General features: G+C 67.2%; 17 protein-coding genes. 14 read left to right on the top strand and 3 right to left on the bottom strand.

The features are described from left to right. Positions 1-19: 19 nt before the first annotated feature. Positions 20-517, top strand: a complete 498-nt coding sequence (gene ispF, locus AC5P53_RS09740) for a 2-C-methyl-D-erythritol 2,4-cyclodiphosphate synthase (protein ID WP_014646702.1) — start codon at positions 20-22, stop codon at positions 515-517. Then, complete coding sequence (truD, locus tag AC5P53_RS09735) at positions 514-1,545, top strand: tRNA pseudouridine(13) synthase TruD (protein WP_014646703.1); 1,032 nt, start codon at positions 514-516, stop codon at positions 1,543-1,545. The genes ispF and truD overlap by 4 nt, the downstream gene beginning before the upstream one ends. Before the next feature lie 71 nt (positions 1,546-1,616). Here truD and AC5P53_RS09730 read toward each other — a convergent pair whose 3' ends face one another. Then, positions 1,617-2,156, bottom strand: a complete 540-nt coding sequence (locus tag AC5P53_RS09730; protein WP_032959185.1) for a Smr/MutS family protein — start codon at positions 2,154-2,156, stop codon at positions 1,617-1,619. Between the two features lie 209 nt (positions 2,157-2,365). Here AC5P53_RS09730 and surE point away from each other — a divergent pair, with 209 nt between their 5' ends. From surE to AC5P53_RS09705, 5 genes are all read left to right on the top strand, one after another. Continuing rightward, on the top strand, positions 2,366-3,145 hold the full coding sequence (gene surE, locus AC5P53_RS09725; protein ID WP_032959183.1) for a 5'/3'-nucleotidase SurE: 780 nt from the start codon (positions 2,366-2,368) through the stop codon (positions 3,143-3,145). After that, positions 3,142-3,819: a protein-L-isoaspartate(D-aspartate) O-methyltransferase gene (locus tag AC5P53_RS09720; RefSeq protein WP_010485977.1), complete on the top strand. Its 678-nt coding sequence runs from the start codon at positions 3,142-3,144 to the stop codon at positions 3,817-3,819. Before surE ends, AC5P53_RS09720 begins: the two co-directional genes overlap by 4 nt. Positions 3,820-3,837: 18 nt before the next feature. Beyond that, positions 3,838-4,452, top strand: a complete 615-nt coding sequence (locus tag AC5P53_RS09715) for a YqaA family protein (protein WP_014646707.1) — start codon at positions 3,838-3,840, stop codon at positions 4,450-4,452. Next, on the top strand, positions 4,449-5,234 hold the full coding sequence (locus tag AC5P53_RS09710; RefSeq protein WP_241886671.1) for a peptidoglycan DD-metalloendopeptidase family protein: 786 nt from the start codon (positions 4,449-4,451) through the stop codon (positions 5,232-5,234). Before AC5P53_RS09715 ends, AC5P53_RS09710 begins: the two co-directional genes overlap by 4 nt. Before the next feature lie 338 nt (positions 5,235-5,572). After that, positions 5,573-6,061 carry a YqhG/Tai3 family protein gene (locus AC5P53_RS09705; protein WP_046429909.1) on the top strand — a complete coding sequence of 163 codons (489 nt, stop codon included), beginning with the start codon at positions 5,573-5,575 and terminating at the stop codon, positions 6,059-6,061. Positions 6,062-6,088: 27 nt separating this feature from the next. Here the strand turns inward: AC5P53_RS09705 and AC5P53_RS09700 are convergent, their stop codons facing one another. Together AC5P53_RS09700 and yhbY are read right to left on the bottom strand one after the other, a co-directional pair. Next, on the bottom strand, positions 6,089-6,463 hold the full coding sequence (locus tag AC5P53_RS09700) for an Mth938-like domain-containing protein (protein WP_014646710.1): 375 nt from the start codon (positions 6,461-6,463) through the stop codon (positions 6,089-6,091). A 13-nt stretch (positions 6,464-6,476) separates the two neighbouring features. Next, on the bottom strand, positions 6,477-6,782 hold the full coding sequence (yhbY, locus tag AC5P53_RS09695) for a ribosome assembly RNA-binding protein YhbY (RefSeq protein WP_004152868.1): 306 nt from the start codon (positions 6,780-6,782) through the stop codon (positions 6,477-6,479). A gap of 65 nt (positions 6,783-6,847) precedes the next feature. Here yhbY and rlmE point away from each other — a divergent pair, with 65 nt between their 5' ends. The 7 genes from rlmE (at position 6,848) to hflX (ending at position 14,002) form a co-directional block, all read left to right on the top strand. Then, complete coding sequence (rlmE, locus tag AC5P53_RS09690; RefSeq protein ID WP_005409014.1) at positions 6,848-7,480, top strand: 23S rRNA (uridine(2552)-2'-O)-methyltransferase RlmE; 633 nt, start codon at positions 6,848-6,850, stop codon at positions 7,478-7,480. A gap of 69 nt (positions 7,481-7,549) precedes the next feature. After that, complete coding sequence (gene ftsH / locus AC5P53_RS09685; protein ID WP_005409015.1) at positions 7,550-9,484, top strand: ATP-dependent zinc metalloprotease FtsH; 1,935 nt, start codon at positions 7,550-7,552, stop codon at positions 9,482-9,484. Between the two features lie 99 nt (positions 9,485-9,583). Next, positions 9,584-9,769 carry a hypothetical protein gene (locus tag AC5P53_RS09680; RefSeq protein ID WP_014646713.1) on the top strand — a complete coding sequence of 62 codons (186 nt, stop codon included), beginning with the start codon at positions 9,584-9,586 and terminating at the stop codon, positions 9,767-9,769. 686 nt (positions 9,770-10,455) lie between these two features. Next, the gene (folP, locus tag AC5P53_RS09675; RefSeq protein ID WP_241886672.1) at positions 10,456-11,352 is read left to right on the top strand and encodes a dihydropteroate synthase; all 897 of its coding nucleotides are present in this window, start codon (positions 10,456-10,458) and stop codon (positions 11,350-11,352) included. Beyond that, entirely contained in the window at positions 11,352-12,305 is a 954-nt protein-coding gene (gene miaA / locus AC5P53_RS09670; protein WP_014646715.1) for a tRNA (adenosine(37)-N6)-dimethylallyltransferase MiaA, read from the top strand. Before folP ends, miaA begins: the two co-directional genes overlap by 1 nt. A 96-nt stretch (positions 12,306-12,401) precedes the next feature. Continuing rightward, the gene (gene hfq / locus AC5P53_RS09665; RefSeq protein ID WP_004152891.1) at positions 12,402-12,677 is read left to right on the top strand and encodes an RNA chaperone Hfq; all 276 of its coding nucleotides are present in this window, start codon (positions 12,402-12,404) and stop codon (positions 12,675-12,677) included. A 14-nt stretch (positions 12,678-12,691) separates the two neighbouring features. After that, positions 12,692-14,002 (top strand): ribosome rescue GTPase HflX, encoded by a 1,311-nt coding sequence (hflX, locus tag AC5P53_RS09660; RefSeq protein WP_049405705.1) that lies wholly within the window; start codon positions 12,692-12,694, stop codon positions 14,000-14,002. The last annotated feature ends 28 nt before the right edge of the window (positions 14,003-14,030 follow it).

The following is a 14,030-nucleotide window of genomic DNA, read 5'->3' as shown; positions in this document are numbered from 1 at the left end:
TGCAGCAAGGGTTGCATCCATGAGCACCGCACCGTTCCCGCCCGTCCGCATCGGCCAGGGCTACGACGTCCATGCCTTCGGTGAAGGCGACCACATCATGCTTGGCGGAGTGAACGTGCCGCACAGCTGCGGCGTGCTCGCACACAGCGACGGCGACGTGATCCTGCATGCCCTGTGCGATGCCATGCTCGGCGCGCTGGCGCTGGGCGACATCGGCCAGCATTTCCCGCCCAGTGACGACCGCTGGAAGGGGGCCGACAGCAGCGAGTTCGTGCGCCACTGCGACAGCCTGCTGCGTGAGCGCGGCTGGCGCGTCGGCAACACCGACATCACCGTGATCTGCGAGCGGCCGAAGGTCGGCCCGCATGCGCTTGCGATGCGTGAGCGCATCGGTGGGTTGCTGCAGCTGCCGCTGGACGCGGTCAGCGTCAAGGCCACCACCTCGGAGAAGCTGGGCTTCACCGGCCGTGGTGAAGGCATCGCCGCGCAGGCGGTCGTGTTGCTGGTGGCGGCATGATCCCGCTGCCGTTGGCGTTTGGTGCGCCGTTGTTGACGGCGCGCATCCGCACCACGCCGGACGATTTCCAGGTGGATGAACTGCCGGCGTTCGAGGCGAGCGGTGAAGGCGAGCATCTGCTGCTGCACATCCGCAAGCGCGGCGCCAACACCGTGCATGTGGCCAAGGTGCTGGCAAAATGGGCGGGCCTGCCGGAAATGGCGGTGAGCTACGCCGGGATGAAAGACCGCCACGCGGTCACCACCCAGCGTTTCAGCGTGCACCTGCCCAAGCGCATTGCGCCGGACCTGGCCGAGTTGGCCAGTGACGAAATCGAAGTCATCGAGGCAACCTGGCACAACCGCAAGCTGCAGCGCGGCGCACTGGCCGGCAACCGCTTCAAGCTGGTGCTGCGCGAGGTGCAGGGCGATCCCGCCGCGATCAGCGAGCGCCTGCAGCAGATTGCCGCGCGCGGCCTGCCGAACTGGTTTGGTGAACAGCGTTTCGGCCGCGACGGTGGCAACGTGCCGGCTGCACTGGCGATGTTCGGTGGCCGCCGCATGCGCAAGGACCAGCGTTCGCTGCTGCTCTCTGCAGCCCGTTCGGCGCTGTTCAACCGCGTGCTGGCCGCGCGCGTGGAGCAGGGCAGCTGGGACCAGCCGCTCGATGGCGAAGTCTGGATGCTCGATGGCAGTCGCAGCGTGTTCGGCCCCGAGCCGTACACGGATGTGCTGGCCGAGCGGCTGGCGCGTTTCGACATCCATCCCAGCGCGCCGTTGTGGGGCGAAGGCGAGCTGCGCAGTGCCGACGCGGCACGTGAGCTGGAGCTGGCCGCGCTGGACGACGACGAGTCGAAGGCACTGCGGGCCGGCCTGGAAGACGCGCGCCTGAAGCAGGAGCGCCGCGCGTTGCGCCTGCGTCCGGCGCTGCTGCAGCACCAGTGGCTGGCCGACGACGTGCTGGAACTGTCGTTCGCGTTGCCGCCAGGCTGCTACGCCACCGCCGTGCTGCACGAACTCGGCCCCGTCGAAGACGCCTCGCAGGCCTGACATAAAAAAAAGGGGACGGAGGGAATTAAGTCGTTTGTGGCACAAACGACTTAATTCCCTCCGTCCCCTTTTCAACGCCGCGCCAGCAGCACCAGTACCGCGCCGGTGCCGCCTTGTCCGGTCGGTGCCGAATGGAATGCCAGCACGTCGTTGCGCAGCCGCAGCAGGCGATCGACCAGGTTCTTCAGCACCGGTGCGCCGCCATCGGACTGCAGTCCCTTGCCGTGGATGATGCGCACGCAGCCGTACTCGTGTGCATGCGCTTCCAGCAGGAACTGGCGCAGCAGGGCTTCGGCCTGTGCGGCGGTGGCGCCGTGCAGATCCAGTTCGTCCTGCACCGAGTACTGGCCGCGCTTGAGGCGCTGGAACAGGCGTGGTGGCAGGTTGTCGCGGCGATAGCTGGCCACGTCGCCGGCTTCCAGTGGCGCACTGTCGCGCAGCAGCCGGGCGAACTCGCCGGCCGCTTCGGCCTCGTCACGTTCGGCCATGCGCGCACGCGGTTTCGGCCGGGGCGCGGCAGGTGCCGGCTCGGCATCCTTGCGCAGCGGCTTCACTTCGCCGATGGCCGCACGGAACAAGGCGGCCGGATCTTCGTCATCAGGGTGCGACATGCGCACAGGGTAAACCGCCGGCGCAGGTCTGCCTATGACGGTTCGATGTCGGCCGTGACCGCTGACAGGGTAGGACCGGCGGCCCGCATGCGGCACAATAGACGATGCCCTTGCAGGGTCGACCGCTTCCGCAGGGGAGCGCGACGGTCCCGCCCACACTGCACGGTGATGGAATCGAATTCTTGGAAAATCAAGCGGTTAAATCGAAGATGCGAATCCTGGTCAGCAATGACGATGGTGTCGACGCCGCAGGCATCCGGATGCTTGCCGCGGTCCTGCGCGAGGCCGGTCACGAAGTCACGGTGGTTGCGCCCGACCGCGATCGCTCCGGCGCCAGCAACTCGCTGACCCTGGACCTGCCGATCCGGCTCAAGCGCATCGACCATTACACCGTTTCGGTGGCCGGTACACCCACCGACTGCGTGCACCTGGCGCTGACCGGCCTGCTTGAATTCGAGCCTGACATTGTCGTGTCCGGCATCAACAACGCCGCCAATCTCGGCGACGACGTGATCTATTCCGGCACCGTCTCGGCGGCGATGGAAGGTCGCTTCCTCGGCCTGCCGGCGGTGGCGGTCTCGCTGGTCAGCCGCAACCACGATCCGAAGCACTTCGAGACCGCCGCGCGTGCTGCGGTGGAGATTGTCGCCCGGCTCAAGGCCGATCCGCTGCCGGCCGACACCATCCTCAACGTCAACGTGCCGGACCTGCCGTGGAGCGAGGTCAAGGGCTTCGAGGTCACCCGCCTCGGCAACCGCCATCGTGCCGAAGGCTGCATCGCGCAGAAGGATCCGCGCGGCAACGAGGTGTACTGGATCGGCCCTGCCGGCCGTGAGCAGGATTCCGGTCCCGGTACCGATTTCCACGCGGTGCGCACCGGCCACATCTCGATCACCCCGATCCAGGTCGACCTCACCCGCTACCAGGCGCTGGAGAAGGTCGCCAGCTGGGTCGGCGGCCTCAGCGCCGCGCTGGACCAGCCGGCATGAGCCCACGCCTGCGATTGCAGCCGGAAGCCGTCGGTATCGGCATGACCTCGCAGCGCGTGCGTGACCGCCTGGTCGACCGCCTGCGCGAAGCCGGCATCGTCGACGAGCCGACCTTGAACGCGATCCGGGTGGTGCCGCGCCATCTGTTCATCGATGAAGCCCTGGCCTCGCGTGCCTATGAAGACACCGCGCTGCCGATCGGCCATGGCCAGACCATCTCGCAGCCCTGGGTGGTTGCGCGGATGACCGAGGCAGTGCTCCAGGTCGCGCCGAAGCGGGTGCTGGAAGTCGGTACCGGTTCCGGTTACCAGGCCGCCATCCTTGGCGCGTTGGGCCTGGAGGTCTACACCGTGGAGCGCATTGGTGATCTGCTGCGCCAGGCCCGCAAGCGCTTCCGTGCGCTGGGCATGAACATCCGCACCAAGCACGACGACGGCCGCGTCGGCTGGGCCGAGCACGGCCCGTTCGATGCCATCGTGGTCACTGCGGCGGCGCCGGCACTGGTCGACGCCCTGATCGAGCAGCTGGCCGAAGGCGGCCGCCTGGTGGCGCCGGTCGGTGGCCCTGGGGCGCAGTCGCTGGTACAGCTGGACCGCAAGGCCGACGGCAGCATCGAACAACACGTGCTGGCGCCGGTCACGTTCGTGCCGCTGCTGTCTGGCATGCTCGACTAATCCACGGAGCAGGGTTGCATGAAGATTTTCGGGCCGCTGTACGAGCGGGCGATGAAGTGGGCGGCGCACGAACGCGCGCCGACCTATCTGACGGTGTTGAGCTTCTTCGAGGCGATCATCTTCCCGGTGATGCCGGAGGTGATGCTGGCGCCGATGTGCGTGGCCCAGCCCAAGCGCGGCTGGTGGTTTGCCACCCTCAGCCTGGCCGGCTCGATGGTCGGTGCGCTGGTCGGCTACGCGCTGGGTCACTACGCTTTCGAGGCGATCAAGCCGCTGTTTGAAGTGCTGGGCATGCTGCCGGCGATCGAGCAGGGCATCACCACCGTGCAGGCGAAGATGGCCGAATCGCCGTGGGCGGTGTTCACCTTCCTGGTGCTGGGCGGCTTCATGCCCATCCCGATGAAGGTCTTCACGTGGGCATCGGGTATCGTCGGCGTACCGATGCCGCAGTACCTGTTGAGCATGCTGATCGGTCGCGGCAAGCGCGTGTTCGTGCTGGCTGCGGTCATCCGTATCGGTGGTGCGCGTGCTGAAGCGGCACTGCGTCGCTGGATTGAACCGCTGGGCTGGATCGCCACCGCGTTGGTGGTGGTGCTGATCGCCTGGCTTGTATGGAGGTCGAAGTTCGCATGAGTCCTGATCGTCTGAGCAAGGGAGTGCGCATCGGCGCGCTGGCGTTGCTGGTTTCCACCCTGGCCGCCTGCGGCACCGCCACTGTGGTTCGTCCTGGTGTTGGCAGCACCGGTGGTGGCGTGACCACGCCGAAGACCTCGGTGCCCAAGCCCGGGCAGACCGTGGTGGTGCGCAAGGGCGACACCATCTATGCGCTGGCCCGCATCCATGACATCACCCCGGCCGACCTGATTGCCTGGAACAGCCTGGACAACCCCTCGACCATCCATCCGGGGCAGGTGATCCGGCTGTATCCGGCCGGTGCCAGCGGCGGCCGCGCGCCGACCACGGTGGTCACCGCGCCGCGCTCGGGTGGCAGCAGCGCCGGCAGCACGGCGCCAACTCCGGCGCCGGCCGGTCCGGTGAAGAGCAACATCGCCTGGCGCTGGCCGGCCGATGGCGCGATCGTCGGCCGCTACGTTGCCGGCGATGCGACCAAGCAGGGCGTGGACATCGCCGGTACCAGCGGCCAGCCGGTCAAGGCCACCGCCAACGGTGTGGTGGTGTACTCCGGCGCCGGCCTGGTCGGCTACGGCGAGCTGATCATCATCAAGCACAGCGACCAGTGGCTGTCGGCCTATGGCCACAACCGCAAGCGCCTGGTGAATGAAGGGCAGAGCGTGAAGGCCGGTGAGCAGATCGCCGAGATGGGCCGCACCGGTGCGAACCGCGACATGGTCCACTTCGAGATCCGCTACAACGGCAAGCCGGTCGACCCGCAGCAGTACCTGCCGGCGCGCTGATCGTCGATTCATAATCCGGGCGGATCCCCGGCCCGGCGCAGCGCGCCGGGCGTTCGCCGACGGTGCGGCCCATGGGCCGCAAACACCGCCGGCTCACCCGCTACAACGGCAAGCCGGTCGACCCGCAGCAGTACCTGCCGGCGCGTTGAGGCAGTGGGATCGGGTGGCGCCGGGCAATGCTCGGCGTTCCCGACCTGTAGCGTCGAGCCGTGCTCGACTCACTGTACGCTGGCCGCCGTGGGTGGCCGTTTGCGACCTTGAGTGGCACATCTCAAGCTTCCCGACAAGCCAGGGAAGCGGCATGCTTCAACGGAACCAGCCTCCCGATCCGGTGCCGCATGTCTCGCCCAACAGCCCTTTTCGCGCTGCTCATCGTCGCGCCGTTGGCGACCGCCGCCAGCGATCCACGTGACGTGGTCACCCGCCTCTACGACGCCATCCAGGCGCCGCAGTCGAACGAAACGGCGATTGCTCCGCTGCTGGGTGATGCCCTCCGCTCAGCCATCGATGCGCAGCGTGCATATGAACAGGCCTGCACCGCACTGGCCGCGCCCGACGAGAAGCCGCACATGCTCGACCAGAGCCCGTATCTGTTGGCGCCGGACCGGCCGGAGACGATAACGGTGGGAGCGCCAGGATCGAGCGGTGACGCCACCTGGGTCCATGTCGACATGGCCGTGGGCGACTATCGCTGGACCGACCGGGTCCTGCTGCAGCGGCAGGGCCCGGACTGGAAGGTCATGGATATCCGCTGGGGGCAGGGTGGCAACCTGATCGGTCGGCTGCAGGCGTTCTCCGCGTTCCGCTGCACACCTTCGGGCAGCTAGTGCCCGGGCGCACCCGGCGGCTCGAACTCAGCCTTCCAGGATGAAGGCGGCCGCGACCTTGCGGCCTTCGCCGGCCAGAATGTTGAAGGTGCGCGCGGCGGCCGGATTGTTCATCACTTCCAGGCCGATGCCACGCGACAGACAGGCGGCCATCACCACCGCGGGCGGGAATACCTGACGGTCTCCCGTGCCGAGCACGATCAGCGCCGGATTCAGCGCCAGGATCGGCTCCAGGTCCGCCAACTGCAGCGCGGCGGCACTTGCCACCGGCCAGTGCGTGACCAGTTGGTCCGGGGTGAGGAAGAAACTGCCGCCCAGCACCTGGTCATTCACCTTGGCCGAGCGGCCATCTGCGGCACGCAGGCTGTAGGCGTAATCCGGCGGTTCGTGGTTCAGCTGCATGACGGTAGGGCGATCAGCCGCGCGGCAGCACGATCTGGCGCTGTTCCTTGCTCGGGCGGTACAGCACGGCGACGTGGCCGATGCGCTGCACCAGCGCGCTTTCGGTGGCTTCGACGATCTCGCCGATCATCACATCACGGGCGTCGCGATCCTCTGCGGCGACCTTCACCTTGACCAGTTCGTGGCGCTCCAGCACTTCGTTCAGCTCCGCGATGAAGGCTGGGGTCACACCCTTGCCGCCGGTCTGCAGCAGGGCCTTCAGGTCGTGGGCTTGGCCGCGCAGGAAACGGGTCTGGGAGGCGGTCAGGGCGATGGACATGCAGGAAAACACGGTTGAATGGGACGATCAGGGTATCATGAGGACCCCATCAGCCCCTATTTTCAATGGCTACCCGCAGCAAAAGCAGCCAGCGCTGGCTCAAGGAACACTTCTCCGACCCCTTCGTGAAGAAGGCGCAGGCCGAGGGCATGCGCTCGCGCGCCGCCTACAAGCTCGAGGAGCTGCTCGAACGTGACCGCCTGCTGAAGCCGCACATGGTGGTGGTCGACCTTGGCGCGGCCCCCGGTGGCTGGTCTCAGCAGGTCCGGAGACAGATCGGCGACACCGGTCGCGTGCTGGCGCTGGACATCCTGGACATGCCGCCGCTGGCCGGCGTGGAGTTCCTTCATGGTGACTTCAGGGAAGAAGCCGTCCTATCGCAGTTTGAAGCCATGCTCGGGGATCAGCCGGTAGACCTTGTGCTGTCGGACATGGCCCCCAATAAGAGTGGTGTAGGCGCGGTCGACCAGCCGCGGATGATGCACCTGGCGGAGCTGGCCCTGGATTTTGCCGACAACCACCTGAAGACCGGTGGGGCGTTCCTGATCAAGCTGTTCCAGGGTGAGGGCTTTGACGACTACGTGCGCGACATGCGCCGCCGTTACGACAAGGTCTCCATCCGCAAGCCGGAGGCGTCGCGCAAGCGCTCTCCCGAGGTGTATGCCTTGGGTCAGGGAAAACGCGCCCACATGAAGTAAGCTCGCAACGTACGCAAGTTCGACCCCAACGCAACGCCAGCACTGAGAGGAACACCGGAGCCAATGAGGATGAACGACTTGACCAAGAACCTCCTGCTATGGGTGGTCGTCGCCGTCGTGCTGATGGTGGTCTTCCAGAGCTTCTCGCCGAAGTCCTCCGGGGCCGGCGCGCAGGGCGCGTCGTACTCGCAGTTCCTGGACCAGGTGGACAGCGGCAACGTGCAGAAGGTCGCCTTCGGCGGCGACATGCGCGGCGGCACCAGCCAGCTGACCTACACCACTCGCGGTGGGCAGTCGTCCACCATCACCGCGCCGTTCGATCGTGACCTGATCAACGTGCTGCGCACCAAGAACGTGGAGATCGTGCAGGAGGAGCCGTCCAGCGGCATTTCCCTGGGCGCGATCCTGATGAATTTCCTGCCGGTCATCCTGATCATCGGCTTCTGGCTGTTCATCATGCGCCAGATGCAGGGCGGTGGCGGCGGTGCCAAGGGCGCGATGTCCTTCGGCAAGTCGCGCGCCAAGCTGCAGGGCGAGGACCAGATCAAGGTCACCTTCGCCGACGTCGCCGGCTGCGACGAGGCCAAGGAAGAAGTGGGCGAGCTGGTCGACTTCCTGCGCGACCCGTCCAAGTTCACCAAGCTGGGCGGCAAGATTCCGCGCGGCGTGCTGATGGTGGGCCCGCCGGGTACCGGCAAGACGCTGCTGGCCAAGGCCATTGCCGGCGAAGCCAAGGTGCCGTTCTTCTCGATCTCCGGTTCGGACTTCGTGGAAATGTTCGTCGGCGTGGGCGCCAGCCGCGTGCGTGACATGTTCGAGCAGGCCAAGAAGCACGCCCCGTGCATCATCTTCATCGACGAAATCGACGCCGTCGGTCGCCACCGTGGCGCCGGCCTGGGCGGCGGTCATGACGAGCGCGAGCAGACCCTGAACCAGCTGCTGGTCGAGATGGACGGTTTTGAAGGCGGCGAAGGCGTGATCGTGATCGCCGCGACCAACCGTCCGGACGTGCTGGATCCGGCGCTGCTGCGTCCGGGCCGTTTCGACCGCCAGGTGGTGGTCGGCCTGCCGGACGTGAAGGGCCGCGAGCACATCCTGAAGGTCCACATGCGCAAGCTGCCGCTGGCCGACGATGTCGAGCCGATGGTGATCGCACGTGGTACCCCGGGCTTCTCCGGCGCCGACCTGGCCAACCTCTGCAACGAGGCGGCCCTGTTCGCCGCGCGCGGCAACGAGAAGGAAGTCCGCATGGACCACTTCGACCGTGCCCGCGACAAGATCCTGATGGGTGCCGAGCGCCGCTCGATGGCCATGAGCGAGGACGAGAAGACCCTGACCGCGTACCACGAAGCGGGTCACGCCATCGTCGGCCGCCTGGTGCCCGAGCACGATCCGGTCTACAAGGTCACCATCATTCCGCGCGGCCGTGCGCTGGGCGTGACGATGTACCTGCCGGAAGGCGACAAGTACTCGATGAACCGCGTGGCGATCCAGTCGCAGCTGTGCTCCCTGTACGGCGGCCGTGTCGCCGAAGAGCTGATCTTCGGCGAGGACAAGGTCACCACCGGCGCCTCCAACGACATCGAGCGCGCAACCAAGATGGCCCGCAACATGGTCACCAAGTGGGGCCTGTCGGAGCAGCTCGGCCCGATCGCCTATGGCGAAGAGGACGACGAGGTGTTCCTGGGGCGTTCGGTCACCCAGCACAAGAGCGTGTCCAACGACACGGCGCGCCGGATCGACGAGGAAGTGCGCAACATCCTCGACAAGGCCTATGCCCGCACCACCCAGCTGTTGACCGAGAACATCGACAAGCTGCATGCGATGTCGCAGCTGCTGCTGCAGTACGAGACCATCGACGCACCGCAGATCGACGCCATCATGGAAGGCCGCGATCCGCCGCCGCCGGCGGGCTGGAGCAAGTCGAACAAGGACGGTGGCAACGACAAGGGCGGCGACGCCCGCCCGCTGCCGCCGATCGCAGGCCCGGCCGAATCGCATTGACGGCCCGCTGCACGTAACACCAGACGAGGCCGGGGAAACCCGGCCTTGTCGTTTCCGGGCCTTCGGCCCCTTCCGAACCGAACTGATGCTGGAGCCTGCATGTCCGCCCCGAAGCCTGAACCGATTTCCCACACCGCCGAAATGATCATCGCCACCGTGGTCGGCGTGGGCGTAGGGCTGGGCGCCGACAACCTGCTGCTGGGCTGCGTGGTGGGTATCGGTGTCGGCATCGTGCTGAGCATCGCCAGAACCCTGTACGTGGACCGCAAGCGCCGCCGCCGTTGAGGGGTGTCCGCAGGGCTGCGCCCTGCACCCGCGGTAGTGCCGGCCGCTGGCCGGCAACCTCAGCAGCAACAGCAACAGCAACAGCAACAGCTGCATTCCGCGATTTGGTGGGGCGGTGTCGGAGGGCGGGGACGCCGTGAACCCATCCATGGGGGCTTGGCAGCCGCATCCATACGGCTGACACCCCGCCCTCCGACACCGCCCCACCTCTGACAGATTCCGGCCGCTGTTGGTAGGTGTCGACCTTGGTCGACACGGTAGATCCACGCCATGCGTGGATGAATCTCTGTCAGATATCGAATCAATTCGGGGTCAGATCCGTTTTCCGTAGGAAAACGGATCTGACCCCACGCCATTCCGACAGATCGCGAGAACCTGTCGAAGGCGGGGCGGGCCCGGTTGCGGGAGTGTCCGCGGCATGGATGCCGCGGCCAAGCCCCCATGGGTGAGGGCGCTTTGCTTGCGAAGCACTGCTTCGCAAGCGCCCGAACGCACAGCCGCCAGCGGCTGGGCCGGCCTGGGGGGTTTACGGCGTCTCCCGTAACCGGATCCACCCCGCCATCCCTCAGTACACCTGCTGTTGCTTCGGCTGTTGCTTCAGCTGTTGCTGTAGCCCAGGCCTCTGCGGGTGCAGGGCGCCGCCCTGCCGAACTAAACTAGCCGCCGTCGTCCCTGCAGGATTGCCCATGTTCGATACCTCGCCCCAGCTCGATTGCGCCGGCCGCATCCTGCGCCTCGACCGTGCCCGGGTCATGGGCATCGTCAACGTCACCCCGGACTCCTTCTCCGATGGCGGCGCGCATGACACCACCGCGGCTGCGGTCGCCCATGGCCTGAAGCTGGTCGAGGAGGGCGCCGACCTGCTCGATATCGGCGGCGAATCGACCCGCCCGGGCGCTGCGCCGGTCTCGGTCGAGGAGGAACTGCGCCGGGTGATTCCGGTAATCGAGCAGCTGGCCGCCCGCACCCGGGTGCCGATCAGCATCGATACCTTCAAGCCGGAGGTGATGCGCGCGGCGGTGGCCGCTGGCGCCGGCATGATCAACGACATCTTCGCCCTGCGCCAGGGCGGTGCGCTTGAAGCTGCCGCCGAAACCGGCGTGCCGGTGGTGCTGATGCACATGCAGGGCGAGCCGGGCCACATGCAGGCCGATCCGCACTACGACGACGTGGTCGCCGAGGTGCATGGTTTCCTGGTGCAGCGCCTGTTCGCTGCCGAGATGGCGGGCATTGCGAAGAAGAACCTGCTGATCGACCTTGGTTTTGGCTTCGGCAAGAGCACCGCCCACAACATGACCCTGCTGGCGCGTTCGGAGCGTTTCCTGGAGCTGGGGGTGCCGGTGCTGGCCGGCCTGTCACGCAAGCGCAGCCTGGGAGAACTCACTGGCCGCGACACGCCCTCCGAACGCGTGGCGGCTTCGGTGGCCGCGCACCTGATCGCGGTCCAGCGTGGCGCGCGCATCGTGCGCGTGCATGACGTGGCGGCCACCGTCGATGCGCTGAAGATCTGGCAGGAAGTGGAGGCCGTGCCGACGCCGCGTGCCGACGCTGCGCCGACGATCCGCTGGCCGGACGAAGACTGATGGGCGTCGATCGGCGGCCGCTGGCGATCGCCGTGATGGGGCCGACCGCCAGTGGCAAGACCGCCACCGCAATCGCTTTGGCACAGCAACTGGACGGCGAAATCGTCAGCGTCGATTCGGCGCTGGTATACCGCCACCTGGACATCGGCTCGGCCAAGCCTGATGCGGCCGAGCGTGCACAGGCGCCGCACCATCTGCTGGACCTGCGCGATCCCTGGCAGACCTATTCGGCGGCCGAGTTCGCCGCCGATGCCGGCCGGGTCGTGGCCGACATCGTGGCACGCGGCAAAACGCCGATCCTGGCAGGTGGCACGGGGCTGTACTTCCGGGCCCTGCTGCAGGGCCTGTCGCCGATGCCGGAGGCCGACCCGGTGATGCGCGAAGCACTCAGCACCGAGGCGGCCGAGCGGGGCTGGGCGGCATTGCACGCAGAGCTGGCCGAGGTCGATCCGGCCGCCGCCGCACGCATCCATGCCACCGACCCGCAACGCATCCAGCGGGCACTGGAGGTCTATCGCCTGACCGGCACGCCCATCACTGAATGGCAGCGCCGTCCGGGCGTGGCGCCGCTGCCGGTGCGCACCCTCAAGCTGATCCTGGCCCCGCGTGACCGCGCGGTACTGCACCAGCGCATCGAGGCGCGCTTCGACACCATGCTGGCGCAGGGCTTCCTGGACGAAGTGCGGGCACTGCGCGCGATGCCGGAAATGGCCGCCGTGGAGGCCCCGTTGGACCTGCCGGCGGTGCGTGCGGTCGGCTATCGCCAGGCCTGGGAGTACCTGGACGGGGAGGGTGATGCCGCCCGTTTCCGTGACAAGGCGATCTTCGCCACCCGCCAGCTGGCCAAGCGCCAGCTGACGTGGCTGCGCGGCGAGCTTGATGCGCGCTGGTTCGACCCCCATATCGACCAGGAGCGCCTCGCCGGCGCGGTGTCGGCCTTCGTCGCACGCTGAACCCCCGCCAGCCGTGTAACATCATCGGTCGGCGGGCGGCTCGGGGGCCGTGGCAACCGTCGGCAACCCAATAAGAACAATAATCAGGAGTGTGCAATGTCCAAGGGGCAATCGCTGCAGGATCCTTTCTTGAACGCACTGCGGCGCGAGCGCGTGCCGGTTTCGGTGTACCTGGTGAACGGCATCAAGCTGCAGGGCACGATCGAGTCGTTCGACCAGTTCGTGGTCCTGCTGCGCAACACGGTCAGTCAGATGGTCTACAAGCACGCCATTTCCACGGTGGTTCCGGCACGCAACGTGAAGGTCGGTCCGGGCGGTGGTTACGTGCAGTCGGGTGAAGGTGGTCAGGCAGGTGATGAAGCAGACGAGTAATACCGGAGCGGTGAATGTTTGACCGCTCGAAAAAGGGCGAACACGCCCTGTTGATCCAGCCCCATTTCGGCAAGCTGGAAGACGATGTGCTGGAAGAGTTCGGTGATCTGGCCCGCTCGGCTGGGGCCAGCATCGCCGCGACGATCACCGCGCGCCTGGACCGTCCGAATCCGTCAACCCTGATCGGCAGCGGCAAGCTGGACGAGATCAAGGCCGCGGCCGATGCCAGTGGCGCCGACCTGATCCTGGTCAACCATGCGCTGAGCCCGGGTCAGGAGCGCAACCTGGAACGCTTCCTCGAGCGCCGGGTGATCGACCGCACCGGTCTGATCCTGGACATCTTTGCCCAGCGTGCACACAGCCACGAGGGGAAGCTGCAGGTCGAGCTGGCGCAGCTGCGTCACCTGGCTACGCGATTGGTTCGCGGCTGGACCCACCTGGAGCGCCAGCGCGGCGGTTCGATCGGCCTGCGTGGCCCGGGTGAAACCCAGCTGGAAACCGACCGCCGCCTGTTGCAGAAGCGGGTCGAGCAGCTGCAGAAGCGCCTGGAGAAGGTTGAAGTGCAGCGCACCCAGATGCGCCGTGCGCGTGTGCGCAGCGAGCTGCCGCGCGTGGCCCTGGTGGGCTACACCAACGCCGGCAAATCGACCCTGTTCAACGCCATGACCGGCGCCGAGGCCTATGCCGCCGACCAGCTGTTCGCCACGCTGGACCCGACCGTGCGCCGCATCGCGGTCCCGGGCGGCAGCGTGGTGCTGGCCGACACCGTCGGTTTCGTCCGCGACCTGCCGCATGATCTGGTCGCCGCGTTCCGCTCGACGCTGTCCGAGGCACGCGAGGCCGATTTCCTGCTGCATGTGGTCGACGCCGCCGATCCGCACCGCGAGGAGCGCATCGCCCAGGTGGACGAGGTGCTGACCGCGGTCGGTGCCGGTGACCTGCCGCAGCTGCTGGTGTTCAACAAGATCGACCGCATCGACGGTGCCGACGTCCGCCACGATGGCCAGGATGGCGTGCCCGACGAGTCGCGTCGTGAACGTGTCTGGATTTCCGCGCGTGACGGGCAGGGCCTTGAGCTGCTGCAGGCAGTGCTGGGCAAGCGCCTGGGCCTGCAGCACGTGACCGGTGAATTGCGCCTGCCGCCGGATGCCGGCCGCCTGCGTGCGCGCCTGCACCAGCTGGAAGTGATCCGCAGCGAACAGGCCGATGAAGAGGGCTGGCTGCTGCAGGTGGACCTGCCGATTGCCGAAGCCGAGAAGCTGGCCGCCAGTGCCGATGGCGCGCCGATCCGGGCGCTGTTGCCGGAGAAACTGCCGGAGTGGTGAGCTAGCGGCCCATGGCTGGTGGTGCCGG

Source organism: Stenotrophomonas sp. YJH_SMC_82 (genome assembly GCF_059368875.1).
Note: the sequence above shows the minus strand (reverse complement) of the source record. Positions and strands in the feature narration are given on the sequence as shown.

Excerpts from the sequence above, each read along its gene's own strand:
- AC5P53_RS09730 (WP_032959185.1), bottom strand. The coding sequence starts at position 2,156 with ATGTCGCACCCTGATGACGAAGATCCGGCCGCCTTGTTCCGTGCGGCC.
- yhbY (WP_004152868.1), bottom strand. The coding sequence starts at position 6,782 with ATGTCCATCGCCCTGACCGCCTCCCAGACCCGTTTCCTGCGCGGCCAA.
- truD (WP_014646703.1), top strand. The coding sequence starts at position 514 with ATGATCCCGCTGCCGTTGGCGTTTGGTGCGCCGTTGTTGACGGCGCGC.
- AC5P53_RS09705 (WP_046429909.1), top strand. The coding sequence starts at position 5,573 with ATGTCTCGCCCAACAGCCCTTTTCGCGCTGCTCATCGTCGCGCCGTTG.
- AC5P53_RS09680 (WP_014646713.1), top strand. The coding sequence starts at position 9,584 with ATGTCCGCCCCGAAGCCTGAACCGATTTCCCACACCGCCGAAATGATC.
- miaA (WP_014646715.1), top strand. The coding sequence starts at position 11,352 with ATGGGCGTCGATCGGCGGCCGCTGGCGATCGCCGTGATGGGGCCGACC.
- AC5P53_RS09720 (WP_010485977.1), top strand. The coding sequence starts at position 3,142 with ATGAGCCCACGCCTGCGATTGCAGCCGGAAGCCGTCGGTATCGGCATG.
- ispF (WP_014646702.1), top strand. The coding sequence starts at position 20 with ATGAGCACCGCACCGTTCCCGCCCGTCCGCATCGGCCAGGGCTACGAC.
- folP (WP_241886672.1), top strand. The coding sequence starts at position 10,456 with ATGTTCGATACCTCGCCCCAGCTCGATTGCGCCGGCCGCATCCTGCGC.
- AC5P53_RS09710 (WP_241886671.1), top strand. The coding sequence starts at position 4,449 with ATGAGTCCTGATCGTCTGAGCAAGGGAGTGCGCATCGGCGCGCTGGCG.
- hfq (WP_004152891.1), top strand. The coding sequence starts at position 12,402 with ATGTCCAAGGGGCAATCGCTGCAGGATCCTTTCTTGAACGCACTGCGG.
- surE (WP_032959183.1), top strand. The coding sequence starts at position 2,366 with ATGCGAATCCTGGTCAGCAATGACGATGGTGTCGACGCCGCAGGCATC.
- ftsH (WP_005409015.1), top strand. The coding sequence starts at position 7,550 with ATGAACGACTTGACCAAGAACCTCCTGCTATGGGTGGTCGTCGCCGTC.
- AC5P53_RS09700 (WP_014646710.1), bottom strand. The coding sequence starts at position 6,463 with ATGCAGCTGAACCACGAACCGCCGGATTACGCCTACAGCCTGCGTGCC.
- AC5P53_RS09715 (WP_014646707.1), top strand. The coding sequence starts at position 3,838 with ATGAAGATTTTCGGGCCGCTGTACGAGCGGGCGATGAAGTGGGCGGCG.
- rlmE (WP_005409014.1), top strand. The coding sequence starts at position 6,848 with ATGGCTACCCGCAGCAAAAGCAGCCAGCGCTGGCTCAAGGAACACTTC.
- hflX (WP_049405705.1), top strand. The coding sequence starts at position 12,692 with ATGTTTGACCGCTCGAAAAAGGGCGAACACGCCCTGTTGATCCAGCCC.